This window comes from Candidatus Rokuibacteriota bacterium (genome assembly GCA_016209385.1).
GTDB lineage: Bacteria > Methylomirabilota > Methylomirabilia > Rokubacteriales > CSP1-6 > JACQWB01.
The window spans coordinates 1-13,847 of sequence record JACQWB010000130.1 but is presented as its reverse complement, the minus strand read 5'-3'; the positions used below and the strand labels follow the sequence as shown (position 1 = coordinate 13,847).

The following is a 13,847-nucleotide window of genomic DNA, read 5'->3' as shown; positions in this document are numbered from 1 at the left end:
GGTCTCGGAGGGGGCCGTCGAGGCCCCCTCCGACGATCGAGCGCGGGCTTGGCCCGCGCAACAGGGAGGGGGAGGTTCGGAAGGGGGCCGAAGCCCCCCTCCGAGGATCTAGAGGCCGATCAGCGACCGGATCGTCGGGAGGTCGAGCGAGCCGCGGAGGGCGTCGGCGAGGCTGTCGTAGGCCGCTTCCCTGACGGCCCGATAGTCGGGGACAGGCGTGGCCAGCGATCGCACGGCCAGCCGCCCGAGCCAGGTCACGAGACGCTCGCGCACAGTAGGGTTGTCGAGGCAGCCGTGGAGGTAGGTCCCCCAGACCCGCCCGTCTTCGGTGATGGCCCCCTCGGGATCCTCAACCGCCGCCCGACCGGCCCGCCGGATCGCGAGGAGCGGAGTGAGGCTCGTGAGCGGGGTAGTACGCCCCATGTGGATCTCGTACCCTTCCCACTCGCCGCTCCCCTCGCCCCACGGACCCCGGAGGAGACGGGCGACCACTCGGCGGGTAACCTTCGGGGGCTCGAGCACCGTCGCGATGGGCAAGAGGCCGAGCCCCGACTCCTCGCCGCCACTCTCGACGCCGCAGAGGTCGCTCACCGAGCAACCGAGCATCTGGTAGCCCCCGCAGATCCCGCCGATCGCCCCGCCGCGCTCCCGGTGCCGGCTCAGCGCACGGTCGAACCCCTCGGCCTTGAGGAACCTGAGATCGGCAATCGTGTCCTTGGAGCCGGGAAGAATGACCAGGTGGGCGCCGTCGAGGTCTTCCGCATGGGAGGCGTACGAGACCTCGACCCGCGGGTCGAGTTCGAGGGGGACGAAGTCGGTGAAGTTGGCGATGTGGGGCAGGCGGACCACCGCAATCCTGACTCTCGTCCGCCTGGCACGGGCTTGGGGCTCCGACTGGCTCGCCTCAGGCGTCGCCTCGGGAACTGTCTCAAGGGCTACGCTGTCCTCCTCCGGGAGATAGAGGCGGGGGAGAAACGGAACGACGCCGAGGACCGGTCGGCGCGTCCTTTCCTCCAGGAACTCGATGGCTGAAGTGAGAAGTGAGGCATCTCCCCTGAACTTATTGATAATGAAGCCTTTTACAAGGCGTCGGTCCCAGGGCTTGAGGATCCCCAACGTTCCGACCAGGCTGGCGAAGACTCCGCCACGATCAATGTCTCCCACGAGGATCACCGGGGCCCGCGCCAGCCGGGCCACCGCCATATTAGCGATGTCTCTGGCCATCAGGTTGGGTTCCGCCGGGCTGCCTGCGCCCTCGATCAGGACGAGGTTTGCTTCCCTCGCGAGCCGCCGATAGCTCTCCTCCACCACCGGCCAGAGGCGCGCCGTCATCGCGAAGTACTCCTGAGCGGAGGCAACCGCGTGCACCTTTCCGAGCAGGACGACCTGGCTTCCCCGGTAGGACTCCGGCTTGAGGAGGACCGGGTTCATCTCGACGCGCGGCTCAACCCCCGCCGCCTCCGCCTGCATCGCCTGGGCCCAGCCCATCTCGCCACCGTCGCGCGTGACATAGGCGTTGAGCGACATGTTCTGCGACTTGAACGGGACCACCCGGACCCCATCCTGCCGGAAGAGCCGGCAGAGTCCCGCGACCAGCAGGCTCTTTCCCGCGTGGGATGCGGTCCCCTGGATCATGAGCGCCCGAGGGCGGGCGACCGCGCTCATCGCGTCAGCTCGGCCAGGATGACGGAGACAAGCACGGCGATGGCGCTCGCGCTCATGAGCACCCGCAGCGCCCGGTCGATGCACGCAACTCCGGGTAGTTCCCCGGCCCCCAGACGGTAAGCTCCCGGCTTTTCCAGGGCGACACCTAGCGCCCCCGCCATTGCGGCCATCGTCCACCCCGCGTTGGGGCTCGCCGTCCGGCTGTGGTCGAGGACCATCGTCCTCCACGCATCACGGGCGGCCTCTCCCGAAACGAAGGCCCCCACGACGATGGCGAGCCCGGCGAGCCGGGCGGGAACCCAGTTCAGGAGATCGTCGAGCAAGGCCGCCGGTTTCCCCAGGTACTCGAGCTCGCCCTCCCGGTAGCCCCACATGGCGTCCGCGGTGTTGATCACGCGGTAGGCCCAGGCTCCGGGAAGCCCGAAGAGGAGGTAAAAGAAGAGCGGCGCGACCACGCTGTCGGTCAGGTTCTCCGCCACTGACTCCACCGTCGCAGAGGCCACGTGCTCCGCCGACAGCGCCGCTGTCGGGCGACTGACCAGACTCCGGCCCACCAGACGACGCGCCTCCTCGAACTGTCCGCTCGCCAGCGCGTTCCTCACCTCCCCGGCCGCGAGGACGAGGCCTTTCACGGCGAACGCGCACTTGAGAAGCCAGGCCTGGAGCAGCACCCCGAGCCATCCGAGTGCCTGCGCCACATGCACCAGGCCGGCCACGACCGCCGTGACCAGGAGCGCAACGCCCAGCATCGCGAGCGCGCCATAGCACATCAGGAAGGCGGGGCCGCCCTTCCCGCCCCGTTCGCGAGCCCACGCCAGCCCTCGCCCGACCCAGGCCACCGGGTGCCAGCGGTTGGCGGGCTCGCCCAGCGCCAGGTCAAGGAGCACGGCAAGGGCGAGGATGAGCCACGGCTCGAAGACCCCTCTCCAGATCGGATTCATGGCGGTACCAGCCCATTACACGATGACGACCTGACCGTCCTCCGCCCACTCGTCCTCGACCTCCGCGAGGTGATCGAGCATGTCCTGGCTCTTCCCGAAAGCGTCTCCCGAGCCCAGGACCTGAAGTTGCACCTCGCCGATACCCCGTGCGCTCACCGCAGCTCGAAGACCACCGGGAGCCGGACTCGAAGGGTGCGGGGCATCAGCCCGTCGGGAAACGGAATCGGTGCGAGGCTCCGGACCGCATCGAGGGCCGCCTCGTCCAGGATCCGATGGGAGGACGAGCGGAGGAGCGAGGCGGAGCCGATCGCCCCGGTAGGGAGCACCAGGATCTCCAGCTGGACGGTTCCGGCGAGCTCTCGGCGGCGCGCCGCGAACGGGTAGTGGAGCGTCTCCTGAATCCGCTGACGCAATCGGGCGAGATAGAGGACATACTCAGGAGCCGGTCCTTCCCGGTCCGGCACTGGCGCCGCGAGCGCCAGACCCGGGCTCGATCCTTCGCCAATTGCGTCTGGCCCCCCGCCTGTCACCGGCGCGGAGGGCGCCCCTGTTTCCTCGCCGCCATCCCGAAGGGCGACCGGGGGTAGACTCGCGTCCTTGCCGTCGGACGCACGCCAGGCGCTTCGAAGTTCGGCCTCGGATCGGACGCTGGCTCCACCATCGAGTGCAGCCTCCGCGCGCACTCCCTGCGCCCAAGCCGTTTCCGTTGGCTCGCGGCCTATCGGCGGCATGGCGGGCTCACCCCTCACCGGAACCGCTTCGCGGTCCTGTGACGCCACCGGACCGGCCGCCGGCGGCGGGGGTGCGGTGAGCCGCTCGCTGTCCGCCGCTACGGGAGGAGGTGGAGGCGGAGGGAGGGCGGCGACGCCGGGAGGTATGTCAGGCGATGGTGGATGCACGCGCGCCAGGTTTGGTCCTGTCTCACGGGGTCCGACTGGCTGCGCCTGCAGGGCGCTGCCGCCGTGGGCGACTGACGCTGCCGATGAGACCCGCGGGGACTCGACGAGAACCTGGCTCAGCTCCACGACAATGACGGGCGGCGGCGCGTCGCGTCCGAAGAGAGGGAGGATCGACACCAACCCTACACCGTGAAGCGCCAGGGAGGCCGGGACGCTCAGGAGCCAGCGCCGGAGCGTCATGCCTGCTCTTCCACCCACCGGCGGATGCCGGCCTCCAGAGCGGATCGGACGGCCCGTGCGACCAACCAGCCCATCTCGCTGGCCGGTCCGCCGAAGCGGCAGCGGCGCCCGCGGTCGGTCGCCGCAACGACGACGGCGTCGGTGGAGGTCCCGCTGGCGAACGATCCTTCCGGAGATCGGATCCCGGCCTCGGCCAGGGTGAGCGCTTTGACTTCAGTGGCGGTCATGACCAGGTTCACCAGCGCGGCGGGTTCGGGGGCCGCGTCGAGAATGATGATCGTGTTGATCGTTGAGGCGCGCCACGCCGCCACCGGGCTGCGACCGGCCCGCACCGGGTTCCCCAACCCGACGGTGACCAGCGCGAGCGCAGTAATCGCGTCCGCCGCTTCGACGGCCAGCTCCGCCTTTTCTGTCCAGGCCGAGGTCATGAGGCCCACGCATGGCCGCGGCAGCTCGCGGCGCCGGACAAAGGCTGTCAGCTCTCCCTCCGGGTTCTCGCAGGGGAAGTTCTTGGGGACGTGGAGGTTCACGATGGATCGGACCGCGCCGAAGCCCCCGCCCACGACGGCTGACGAGACGGCGCGCAGGGGAGCCCGCCCGCGAACGGTCACCGCTTCTCGATCGATGGCGATCTCGATCCCCTCGATCATCCTCGCTCCCCCTTTAAAATTCGATGCCGCTCTGGGCTGGAATCCCTTGATCGCGGAACGGGTGCTTGATCAGGCGCATCTCGGTGACGAGATCCGCCATTTCGAGGATCTGAGGATGGGCGTTCCGGCCCGTGAGGACCACGTGTACCTCCGGCGGCTTCTGCCGGAGCGCCTCCAGCACCCACTCCACCGGCAGGTAGCCGTAGTCGATGACGTAGTTGATCTCGTCCAGGATCACGAGCCGGTACTCGCCCGCGAGGAGCCGCTCCTTGAAGAACGCCCAGGCCTCGTGGGCCTTCTGGGTGTCGCGCTCGCGGCTCTTCGTCTCCCAGGTGAACCCCTCACCCATCGGGTGAATCTCGATCCACTCCTTCAGGCGCTCGGCCGTGACCAGCTCGCCGTAATGGCGGCTCCCCTTGATGAACTGGCCCACGAAGACCCTGTAGTTGTGGCCGAGCGCGCGGAAGGCCATGCCCAGCGCGGCCGTGGTCTTCCCCTTGCCATCGCCCGTGTGCACGACGATCAGCCCTTTCGTCCTGCGCTCCTTGATGACCTTCTTCTCGACCACGTTCGCCTCCCTACGCCAGTCGTGCGGCCGGAAGGGGTTGGGCGGCCAAGGCGGCACGAATGAACCCGACGGCCGGTGCCGCGTCCCCGCGCACCGGCCGCAGGTCGTCGCGGAGCGTGTCATAGGCGACGATGGGAACGACTGCCGGGTCGTCCACCGGCTCCTCCCAGAGCCCGGCGATATGGCGGAACACCGCTAGGTCGCTCGCCTCGTTCTCGGGCTCCGACTCGCGACGCTCTCTCCTGCGAAAGCGGCGCCGGATCTCTTCCCAGTCGTCGCACCGGCACCAGACGAGCACCGGCGTCCTGCCCAACGCCCGGCACGAGTCGTACACGTCGCGGCGCTTGCCCCGCTCGCCGTGCACGGCATCGACGATGACAGGCTCGCGCGCGGAGACCAGCGCGTGCTCGAGCCGTCGCGCCATCTCCGCGTAGGCGCCATCGCGCACCCGTTCGTACTCGGCCACGTTCGCCGTAAACCCTCGGGTCCGCCGCACCCAGTCGGGTAGAGAGATCCCCAGCGACCGGTAGACGTCGCAACTCCGGATGAGGACGCCGCCGCCGTACGCGTGGAGGCGCGCCGCGGTGGTCGTCTTGCCCGATGCGGGCAGCCCACACATCAGCAGCACATGGGACGCGAGCACGCCGTCGAACACCACGTCAGTATTTCACCTGGAAGCCGGCCAGAACGTTCACCCCGAGGGCGCGGAAGCCGAACGTCTCGAAGTAGCGCTCGTCGGTGAGGTTCTGGACGCGAAGGGTGAAGTCGAGACCTGGGAACGATCCTTTCTTTTCCACCAGGTGGTACGTTCCCCCTACATCGATGCGGTGGTAGCCGGGGTTGCGCTGAAAGCTCGCGGCTTCGAACTGGCTCGAGACGACGTTCGCCTGCGCGAAGAGGTTGAGGGCGCGGGTCGGGTCCCATGAGACGCCCAAGTTCCACCGGTGCGGGGCGAAGCGCCGCAGCGGGAGACCGGTGATCAGGTTCTCGGTGTCGGTAAACGTGTAGTTGACGCTGAAGAAAAGGTTGTCGAGGATGTCGACCTCGGAGTTGAATTCGAGGCCTTCGGTCCGCGCCTTGGCCACGTTTTCGGGCCGGAAGAGCCCGCCGACCAGCAGAAACTGGATCAGGTCTTCAAACGTGTTTCGGAAGTAGGTCGCCCCCAAGCGAATTCGGTTCGCCCAGAGTTTTTGCTCGATCCCCGCGTCCCAGCTCCTGCTCTGCTCCGGCCTCAGGTCCGGGTTGCCGAACCCCGGGAAGAAGAGGTCGTTGATGGTCGGGGCCCGAAACCCCTCACCGTAGCTGCCGCGCAGCTTGGTTCCCCACTCCTTGACCAGGTACACCGCCCCGGCGCGGGGCGTTGCCTCGGTCCCGAAGACCTCGTTGTCCTCCACCCTGACGCCTCCCGACAGGAACAGCCGGTCGAAGAGCCTCAGCTCGTCCTGGAGGAACACTGACTGCACGTCGATTTCCTCTCGGAAGACCCTACGATTGGTGCCGCGATCGTTCCGGTGCTCGAGGCCCACGGACAACGTGTTCCACCTGCCGAGGTGAAAATGATTGACGAGCTCCACTTCGCGGCGGCGGGTATTGATCTGAGAAATCGTGCTCCCGAAATCGATTCCGGGAGTCAACGGGTCCTGAAAGCCAAGCTGGTTCCAGAACTGGCCAAACCGGAGGCGCAGTTCATACCCGGGGATCGGCTTCTGCTCCCACTGGAGACTGAGGGTCGTCAGCTCGTTCTGCTGCTGGGCGTCGGGATCGAGGATGAAGAACGGGCGGGTCCGGATGGTCCGGTCGACGGGCAGGTCGGTGTCAGACCTCGCGTATCGGACGCTCAACGAGATATGCCCGTTCCACGGGAGGGCGAGCCCTAGCCGGCCGGTAAGCCCGCGTTGCTCCGAGTCATCGTTCCTGAACTGGCCACCGCTCTCGAAGGCTGAGGCTGAGAACGCGTAGTCCAGGAGCTTGTAGCTTCCGCCGACGGACAGTTGTTCTCGGTGAGTCTCGAAGCTCCCCCCCTGAAGGTGAAGGGCGGCAGCGGGCGGGCCAAGGCCGCGCTTGGTGATGATGTGCACCACTCCGCCGATGGCATCGGCGCCGTAGAGAGTGGATTGTGGGCCGCGCACGATCTCGATCCGCTCGATCTGCTCGATGGCGAGATCGGAGAAGTTGAAATCGCCGCTCGTGGGGCTCTTGACCCGGAGCCCGTCCACGAGCACCTGGACCTGCGTGGCCCCGGCGCCTCTGATCCTGAGCGACGTGAGCTTTCCAAGGCTCCCCGACCGTTGGATCTCTACACCGGGAACCTGACGGAGCGCGTCTCCCACAGTTTCGTAATGGTGGGTCTTGAGCTCCTCTTCCGTAATCACTGTGACCGCCGCCCCCAATCGTTCCTGGGGCGTCTCGATCTTCGTCGCGGTCACCACCACCGGCTCCAGCCGCTTGACCTCCTGGGCCAGGCCCATCGGCGCCGGCATCAGGAGGAGCACGAACACGATCGGTACAGCTCGGACCATCGCCCGACTCCTTTTTCCGCGAAAGGGTTGGACACCATCGCCCCGGACAGGTCTCCTGACTCGTGGATCGTCGCGTGCGTCCAACCTTCCCGTCCGCGGCAGCGCGGACAGTGGCTCCGGCATGCGGATCTGGGCGCCGCTCCCCACTCACAGTGGCGGGACCGTGCCGGCCTCGGCTCAGCGAGCCTCACCAGCTTCCCTGAATCCGGGACGACCCTCGACCTCCGGGACTCTCACCTCCCTTCGGACTCCGGCCAGACGACCTGCACCACGAGCCGGCGGGTTGCCGGGCTCTTCTCGACCACGACGGGACAGCCATACACCGCGGTCAGCACCGCCTCGTCGAGGACTTCCTCGGGAAGCCCCGCGCGCACCAGTGTGCCGTCGGCGAGCAGGAGGAGACGATCCGAAAGGTCCGCGGCCAGGTTCAGGTCATGGGAGACCAGCACGATCGTGACGCCGCGCTCCCGGTTCAGGCGCCTGAGGAGCCGGGCGCACTCGGCCTGGTGATGGAGGTCCAGGTGCGCCGTCGGCTCGTCCAGGATCAGGAGCCGGGGCCGCTGGGCGAGCGCGCGCGCCAGGATCGCCCGCTGGCGCTCGCCGCCGCTCAGGTCCCCGAGCGGAGCCGCGGCCAGCTCGAGGACGCCGGTCGCCGCCATGGTGTCCCGCGCGATGGCGAGATCCTCCGGGCTCTCGAAGAAACGGCCGGGCGCGTGCGGGTAGCGCCCCATGACCACGAGCTGCTCCACCGTGAAGGGGAACCCGTGGGGCACGTCTTGCGGGACCACCGCGACCTGACGGGCCAGCTCCCATCGGGGCAGGCGGGCGAGCGGCCTGCCGTCGAGGAGGATCTCCCCCGCCGCCGGCTCCACCACCTTGCTCAGGAGCCGGACCACCGTCGTCTTTCCCGCGCTGTTGGGCCCGATCACGCCCAGGATCTCGCCGGGGGCGACGGTGAAGGAGAGGCCCGCGAGCCTGAACGGGCGCACACGCCGCGCTCCCGCGGTCCGGTAGACGAACTCCACATCCCTCAGCTCGACGAGGGGATTCACGGGATCCCCCGGTAGCGGGTCCGCAAGAGGTAGACGAAGAACGGCGCGCCGCAGAACGAGGTGATGATGCCGACCGATAGCTCGGCGGGCGCGATGACGCTCCGGGCCAGCGTGTCTGCGGCGAGGAGGAAGCTCCCGCCACCCAGGAGGGCGGCCGGCACGAGCAGCCGGTTGTCAGGACCCAGGAGCATCCTCAGCATGTGGGGAACGATCAGCCCCACGAAGGCGATCGGTCCCGCGAAGGCGACCACGGTTGCCGTCAGCAGCGCCGCCCCGAGAAAGATCCGGAGCTTCAGGCGCTCGGCGTTCACGCCGAGCTGAACTGCCGCCTCCTCCCCGAGGGCCAGGAGGTTGAGCGCGCGTGCCTGGCTCACGATCAGCCAGAAGCCAGCGCCCGCGAACAGCGCAAAGAGTGCCAGCGACCCGGGGGGGATCGGCCCGAGATTGCCGAGGAGCCAGTGGATCACGCCACCCAGCCGGTTGAAATCCACGACCGAGATCAGCACCGCGATCGCGGAGGAGAAGAAGATGCCGACGATCACTCCCGCCAGGAGGAGCGTCTGGACCGGAAGCCGCCCGTCAGCCGAGGCGATCGCGTACACTGTTACCGCCGCAGCCAGGCCGCCGACGAAGGCCAGCGCGGTGAGCCCCGCGGCCTCCACGACCGTGAGCCCCAGACCGAAGAGCTGCGCCACCACGACCCCGAAGGCAGCCCCGCTCGACACCCCGAGGACCGCCGGCTCGGCGAGCGGGTTTCGTGTCAGCGCCTGAAAGCCCACCCCGGCCACGGCGAGCGCCCCGCCGGCGAGGACGGCGACGGCGATCCGTGGAAGCCGGAGGCTCAGGACCACGACCGCCTCAGCCGACTCCGCCTGGGCGCGTCCGAGGAGGACACGGCCGATGGCTCGCGGCGAGAGCGGGGCGCCGCCGACGAGCAGCGCCACAGCGCCCACGGCGAGGAGCACCGTCAGGAGGACACCGAGGGCGAGGACGAGGCGGTGTCGCAGGGTCATCGAAACGCTTCCGGATGAATGACGCGCGCCAGCGTCTCGAGGCCGTCCACGATCCGCGGACCGTAGCGGTGGAGCAGGTTTCCGTCCACGGAATGGATCCGCCCGGCCTTGATCGCGGGCAGGCTGGCGAGCCGGTGCCACTTCTCCCGGGACATGGGGGAAGAGCCTGAGCCGTGGGTGGCGAGAATGATCACCTCGGGGGCGCCGGCGACCGCGGCCTCCAGGCTGTAGCGGGGGTAGGCCTCGGCGTTCCCCGCGGTGATGCTCGTGCCTCCCGCGAGCTGGATCAGCTCCGTCACGATCGCGGCGCGCCCGGGGACGATGAGGGGCTCAGGCCAGAGGACGTAGAGGACCCGGAGTCGCCGGAACGGCTTGACCGCCTCTCCGACCTCACGGATGCGGCGCACGAGCCGCTCCGTCAGCTCAGCCACGGCCGCCTGGCGCCCGGTCAGCTCCCCCAGCCGCGCGATCACGTCGGGCAGCTCGGCCAATCTGTCCACGCTGACGAGATAGCTAGGAATCCTGAGCCGCTCGAGCTGGGCGACGGTCTCCGCGCGGTTTCCCGCGTTGGTCGCGATCACCAGGTCCGGCTTGAGCGTGGCGATGACCTCGAGGCTCGGGCTTACCATCCCTCCCACGCTCGGCTTCTGCCTGGCGGCGGGCGGGAAGTCGCAGAAGTCGGTCACGCCGACGAGCCGGGCCTCGCCGCCCAAGGCGAAGACGATCTCGGTGACGCTGGGGACGAGCGAGACAATCCGCGAAGGCGGTGCCGCGAGCGCCACCTGACGACCGAGCATGTCGCGGACGGTGAACGCGTGAGCCGGCGGCGCGAGGAGGAGGAGGCTCGCGAGAGCAAAGCCGATGGGCCTCACGCGCGCCTCCCCAGGCAGGTCGCCACCAGGTGACCGGCGACAGCCGGGTTCGAGCCGAAGTGGAGGTGGACGTAGCTCATGAGGGCGTTCCCGACCAGGTAGCCCTCGGCGCGCGGCGCCTCGCCGCGCCGCCCGCGGACGCTGTACGCGCGCGTCACCGAGGCCGGCACCTCGTCGATCCGCGAGGCGTGGAACTCGTGGCCTCGAAGGATGGCCCCCGCCTGCGCCAGCGGCGTGTCGCGGGCGACCTCGACCTCGGCATAGCCGAGGCTCAGGCGCTTGGGCCTCATCCTGACCGTCGTCGCCAGGAGCCCCACCATCGGGTGGCGCTCCCCCGCCTCGTCCTCGAGGGCTTCGGCCAGGTACATCAGCCCCCCGCATTCGGCATAGATCGGCCCGCCCGAGCCGGCGAACTCCCTCACCGCCTTGAGCATGCCGAGGTTCGACGCGAGCTGTCGGGCGTACACCTCCGGGTAGCCGCCGCCGAGGTAGAGGGCGTCCACCCCGGGAAGCTCGGCGTCCGCGAGGGGGCTGAAGAAAACGAGCTCCGCTCCCGCCTGCCGGAGGAGGTCGAAGTTCGCCGGGTAGTAGAACTGAAAGGCGCGGTCCAGGGCCACGCCGATCCTCACCCTGGCCGGCCGCGGCTCGACGGCGTGCGGGACCTTCGCCGGGGCGATGTGGCTCCTGGCAAGGGAGTGGAGCCTGTCGAGGTCAACGCCCGCCTCGAGGGTCTGAACCAGCTCATCAAGCAGCGGCTGAGGGAGCCCCTGCTCCGCGGCCGTCACCAAACCGAGATGGCGCTCGGGCAGGCGCAGAGTCTCACGTTCCAGGAGGAAGCCGAGGGGGAGCGCGCGACAGCGTCCCTCCAGGGATTCCCTGAGCAGGCGGAAATGGCTCTCGCCGCCGACCCGGTTGAAGACCACCCCGGCAAGCTCCAGATCCGGGTCGAAGCCCTCGAACCCCAGGAGGACCGCTGCCGCGCTCCGGGCCATCGCCCGCGCGTCCACGACCAGGATCACCGGGGCTCCGAGCCACTTCGCCACCTGGGCGGTCGAGCCCTCCTCGCTCCTGGCCTCGTAGCCGTCGAAGCAGCCCATCACGCCTTCGACGATCGCCAGGTCGGCATCGGGGGCCCGAGCGGCGACCGTCGCGACGATCTCCTCCCGAGAGCACATCCAGCCGTCGAGCGTGTAGGACGGCCGTCCCGTGACGAGCGCGTGGAAGCCAGGATCGATGAAGTCGGGGCCGACCTTGAACGCCTGGACGACGAGGCCGCGGCGGCGGAAGGCTTCGAGGAGCCCGACCGTCAGCGTCGTCTTCCCCACCCCGCTCGAGACTCCGGCGATGACCACAAGACGAATCACGGCGCCCGCTCCGACACGCCCGCCGACTTGAAGGTGGCCATCTCCGAGTAGACGGCCAGGGCGGCTCTGACCAGCGCGATCGCCAGGGCTGCCCCGGTCCCTTCCCCGAGCCTGAGCCCGAGTTCCAGGTACGGCTCGAGCCCGAGTCTCGCCAGGACCACTCGATGCCCGGCCTCGGCAGAGCAGTGGGACGCGAGGAGATAGTGGGCGACCTCGGGCTTGAGCGCGTGGGCGATCAGCGCCGCCGCCCCCGCGATGAAGCCATCGAGCAGCACCGGAAGCCTGTGGGCCGCGCCCGCCAGGATCACGCCCACGAGCCCGCCGATCTCGAAGCCTCCCACCTTGGCGAGGACATCGAGAGCGTCGCGGGGATCGGGCTGATTCACCTCCAGCGCCCGCTGGATCACCCCGACCTTCAGCTCCCAGGTTGCGTCGTCAATCCCCGTGCCCCGCCCGGTCACGGTCTCGACGGGCGCGCCCGTGAGCACGGCGGTAATGGCGCTGGCAGCGGTCGTGTTGCCGATCCCCATCTCGCCGGTGCCGATGAGGTCCACACCACGCGTTTTCTCGGCCTCGAGCAGGGCGATCCCAGCCTCGATCGCGGCCAGCGCCTGCTCCCGCGTCATCGCCGGCCCGCGCGCCATGTTTCGTGTCCCTGGACCGATTGGTCTCGCCACCAGCCGTGGATGGTCCGAGCAGGGGGTGGCGACTCCGAGATCAGCCACGACTAGATCGGCTCCCACCTGACGAGCCAGGACGTTGATGGCCGCGCCACCCATCAGAAAGTTCTCCAGCATCTGTGAGGTAACTACCTGCGGGTACGCGCTTACGCCTTCGGCTACGACCCCGTGGTCGGCCGCCAGGGTGAAAATCACAGCCCTGCGAATGGTCGGCCTCTCCCACCCCGTGATCTCGACGACCCGCCGGGCGATCTCCTCCAGGCGCCCGAGGCTGCCGGGAGGCTTCGTGAGCTGGTCCAGGTGAGCCTGGGCCCGCGCGCCGGCGCCAGAGGCCGGCGGTGTGATCAGGCTAAGGAGTTTCTGGAGCGCGCTCATCAGGGCGATGATCCTTGAGGGTGACAGGCAGCCCTGCGGCCATCCAGACCACCTGATCCACTGAGGCGGCGATCGTCTGGTTGACGAGGCCCAGGATGTCTCTGAAGCGCCGGCCTGCTGCGGTCTCAGGATGGACGCCCAGCCCGACCTCGTTTGAGACGACGATTGCGTGGTACTGGCGTTCGCAGATGAGCTTGGCGAGGGCTGCGGCCTCGGCCAGGATGGGCTCGTCGACGGGCTCCTGCAAGAGCCGGTTGGCCACCCACAGTGTCAGGCAGTCCACGACCGCAGTTCGGGCATGCCCCACGAGCCGCCTCAGCTGAGCCTCAAGCTCCAACGGCTCCTCGACGGTGAGCCAGGCTGCCGGGCGCTCGGCGCGGTGACGCTGGATCCGGCTAGCCATCTCAGCATCGAGCGCTTCGGCCGTGGCCACGAAGGCGGTCGGCCCGGGGAGGGCGCGGGCCATCTCGAGGGCGTAGCGGCTCTTGCCGCTCCTGGCCCCGCCCAGGATCAGGACTGAAAACGGTCCAGCACTCACGGACGCGAACGCCGGAGGAAAAGACGCCGGGATGGGGGGAACGCGAAGACCGTCTCGCTCAGCAGGCTCAACCCGGGCCCTCCCTCGAAGACCGGTAGGAGAACTCCGTGCCCGGGCAGGTCTCCTGGCTCTCGGATCAACCTACTCCCCACGCCTTCCCAACCCGGCGCTACCCGGGCCAGTGGACTTCGTGGGTTTCGTCCCCGATCACAGTGACGGGGTCGCGGCGGATTTTCACCGCCTTCCCTGTGGCCCCTCGCAACGGCGGGGAGCCACCCGGGCACCTCAACGACGCTTCGCACGATAGCAGACGGGAGGAAGGGGCGTCAAGAGCCTTGCTGGAACTTCACCCCTAAAAACGCTCTAAGCGAATGGGTCTGAGCGGAAGTACGTGGGGACGCGGGGTTACGGAACAACGAGTGCGCGAGAAGGCTGCTGGAAAAAACGCTCTAACGATCGGAGGGGGCGTCG

14 protein-coding genes and 2 riboswitches are annotated in these 13,847 nt (G+C 68.8%); all 14 genes read right to left on the bottom strand.

The features are described 5' to 3' along the window. Positions 1 to 108 precede the first annotated feature (108 nt). Entirely contained in the window at positions 109 to 1,665 is a 1,557-nt protein-coding gene (locus tag HY726_08750; protein ID MBI4609084.1) for a cobyric acid synthase, read from the bottom strand. Continuing rightward, the gene (gene cobD / locus HY726_08745) at positions 1,662 to 2,606 is read right to left on the bottom strand and encodes a cobalamin biosynthesis protein CobD (protein MBI4609083.1); all 945 of its coding nucleotides are present in this window, start codon (positions 2,604 to 2,606) and stop codon (positions 1,662 to 1,664) included. Before cobD ends, HY726_08750 begins: the two co-directional genes overlap by 4 nt. Before the next feature lie 15 nt (positions 2,607 to 2,621). After that, on the bottom strand, positions 2,622 to 2,762 hold the full coding sequence (locus HY726_08740) for a hypothetical protein (GenBank protein ID MBI4609082.1): 141 nt from the start codon (positions 2,760 to 2,762) through the stop codon (positions 2,622 to 2,624). Continuing rightward, a complete protein-coding gene (locus tag HY726_08735) occupies positions 2,759 to 3,070 on the bottom strand; it encodes an energy transducer TonB (GenBank protein MBI4609081.1) in 312 nt (103 codons plus the stop codon). The genes HY726_08740 and HY726_08735 overlap by 4 nt, the downstream gene beginning before the upstream one ends. Positions 3,071 to 3,741: 671 nt before the next feature. Continuing rightward, entirely contained in the window at positions 3,742 to 4,395 is a 654-nt protein-coding gene (locus HY726_08730; protein ID MBI4609080.1) for an adenosylcobinamide amidohydrolase, read from the bottom strand. Positions 4,396 to 4,408: 13 nt separating this feature from the next. After that, complete coding sequence (cobO, locus tag HY726_08725; protein MBI4609079.1) at positions 4,409 to 5,086, bottom strand: cob(I)yrinic acid a,c-diamide adenosyltransferase; 678 nt, start codon at positions 5,084 to 5,086, stop codon at positions 4,409 to 4,411. After that, positions 4,974 to 5,621 (bottom strand): AAA family ATPase, encoded by a 648-nt coding sequence (locus HY726_08720; GenBank protein MBI4609078.1) that lies wholly within the window; start codon positions 5,619 to 5,621, stop codon positions 4,974 to 4,976. Before HY726_08720 ends, cobO begins: the two co-directional genes overlap by 113 nt. Position 5,622: 1 nt before the next feature. Continuing rightward, positions 5,623 to 7,482 carry a TonB-dependent receptor gene (locus tag HY726_08715; protein MBI4609077.1) on the bottom strand — a complete coding sequence of 620 codons (1,860 nt, stop codon included), beginning with the start codon at positions 7,480 to 7,482 and terminating at the stop codon, positions 5,623 to 5,625. 27 nt (positions 7,483 to 7,509) lie between these two features. Then, a riboswitch (cobalamin riboswitch) is annotated at positions 7,510 to 7,706 on the bottom strand. Between the two features lie 9 nt (positions 7,707 to 7,715). After that, positions 7,716 to 8,534, bottom strand: a complete 819-nt coding sequence (locus HY726_08710; protein ID MBI4609076.1) for an ABC transporter ATP-binding protein — start codon at positions 8,532 to 8,534, stop codon at positions 7,716 to 7,718. Then, complete coding sequence (locus HY726_08705; protein ID MBI4609075.1) at positions 8,531 to 9,547, bottom strand: iron ABC transporter permease; 1,017 nt, start codon at positions 9,545 to 9,547, stop codon at positions 8,531 to 8,533. Before HY726_08705 ends, HY726_08710 begins: the two co-directional genes overlap by 4 nt. After that, a complete protein-coding gene (locus HY726_08700; GenBank protein MBI4609074.1) occupies positions 9,544 to 10,419 on the bottom strand; it encodes a cobalamin-binding protein in 876 nt (291 codons plus the stop codon). Before HY726_08700 ends, HY726_08705 begins: the two co-directional genes overlap by 4 nt. Further along, complete coding sequence (locus tag HY726_08695; protein ID MBI4609073.1) at positions 10,416 to 11,783, bottom strand: cobyrinate a,c-diamide synthase; 1,368 nt, start codon at positions 11,781 to 11,783, stop codon at positions 10,416 to 10,418. Before HY726_08695 ends, HY726_08700 begins: the two co-directional genes overlap by 4 nt. Next, positions 11,780 to 12,838 carry a nicotinate-nucleotide--dimethylbenzimidazole phosphoribosyltransferase gene (gene cobT, locus HY726_08690; GenBank protein MBI4609072.1) on the bottom strand — a complete coding sequence of 353 codons (1,059 nt, stop codon included), beginning with the start codon at positions 12,836 to 12,838 and terminating at the stop codon, positions 11,780 to 11,782. Before cobT ends, HY726_08695 begins: the two co-directional genes overlap by 4 nt. Further along, entirely contained in the window at positions 12,813 to 13,376 is a 564-nt protein-coding gene (gene cobU, locus HY726_08685; protein ID MBI4609071.1) for a bifunctional adenosylcobinamide kinase/adenosylcobinamide-phosphate guanylyltransferase, read from the bottom strand. The genes cobT and cobU overlap by 26 nt, the downstream gene beginning before the upstream one ends. 96 nt (positions 13,377 to 13,472) lie before the next feature. After that, positions 13,473 to 13,671: riboswitch (cobalamin riboswitch) on the bottom strand. Positions 13,672 to 13,847: the final 176 nt, after the last annotated feature.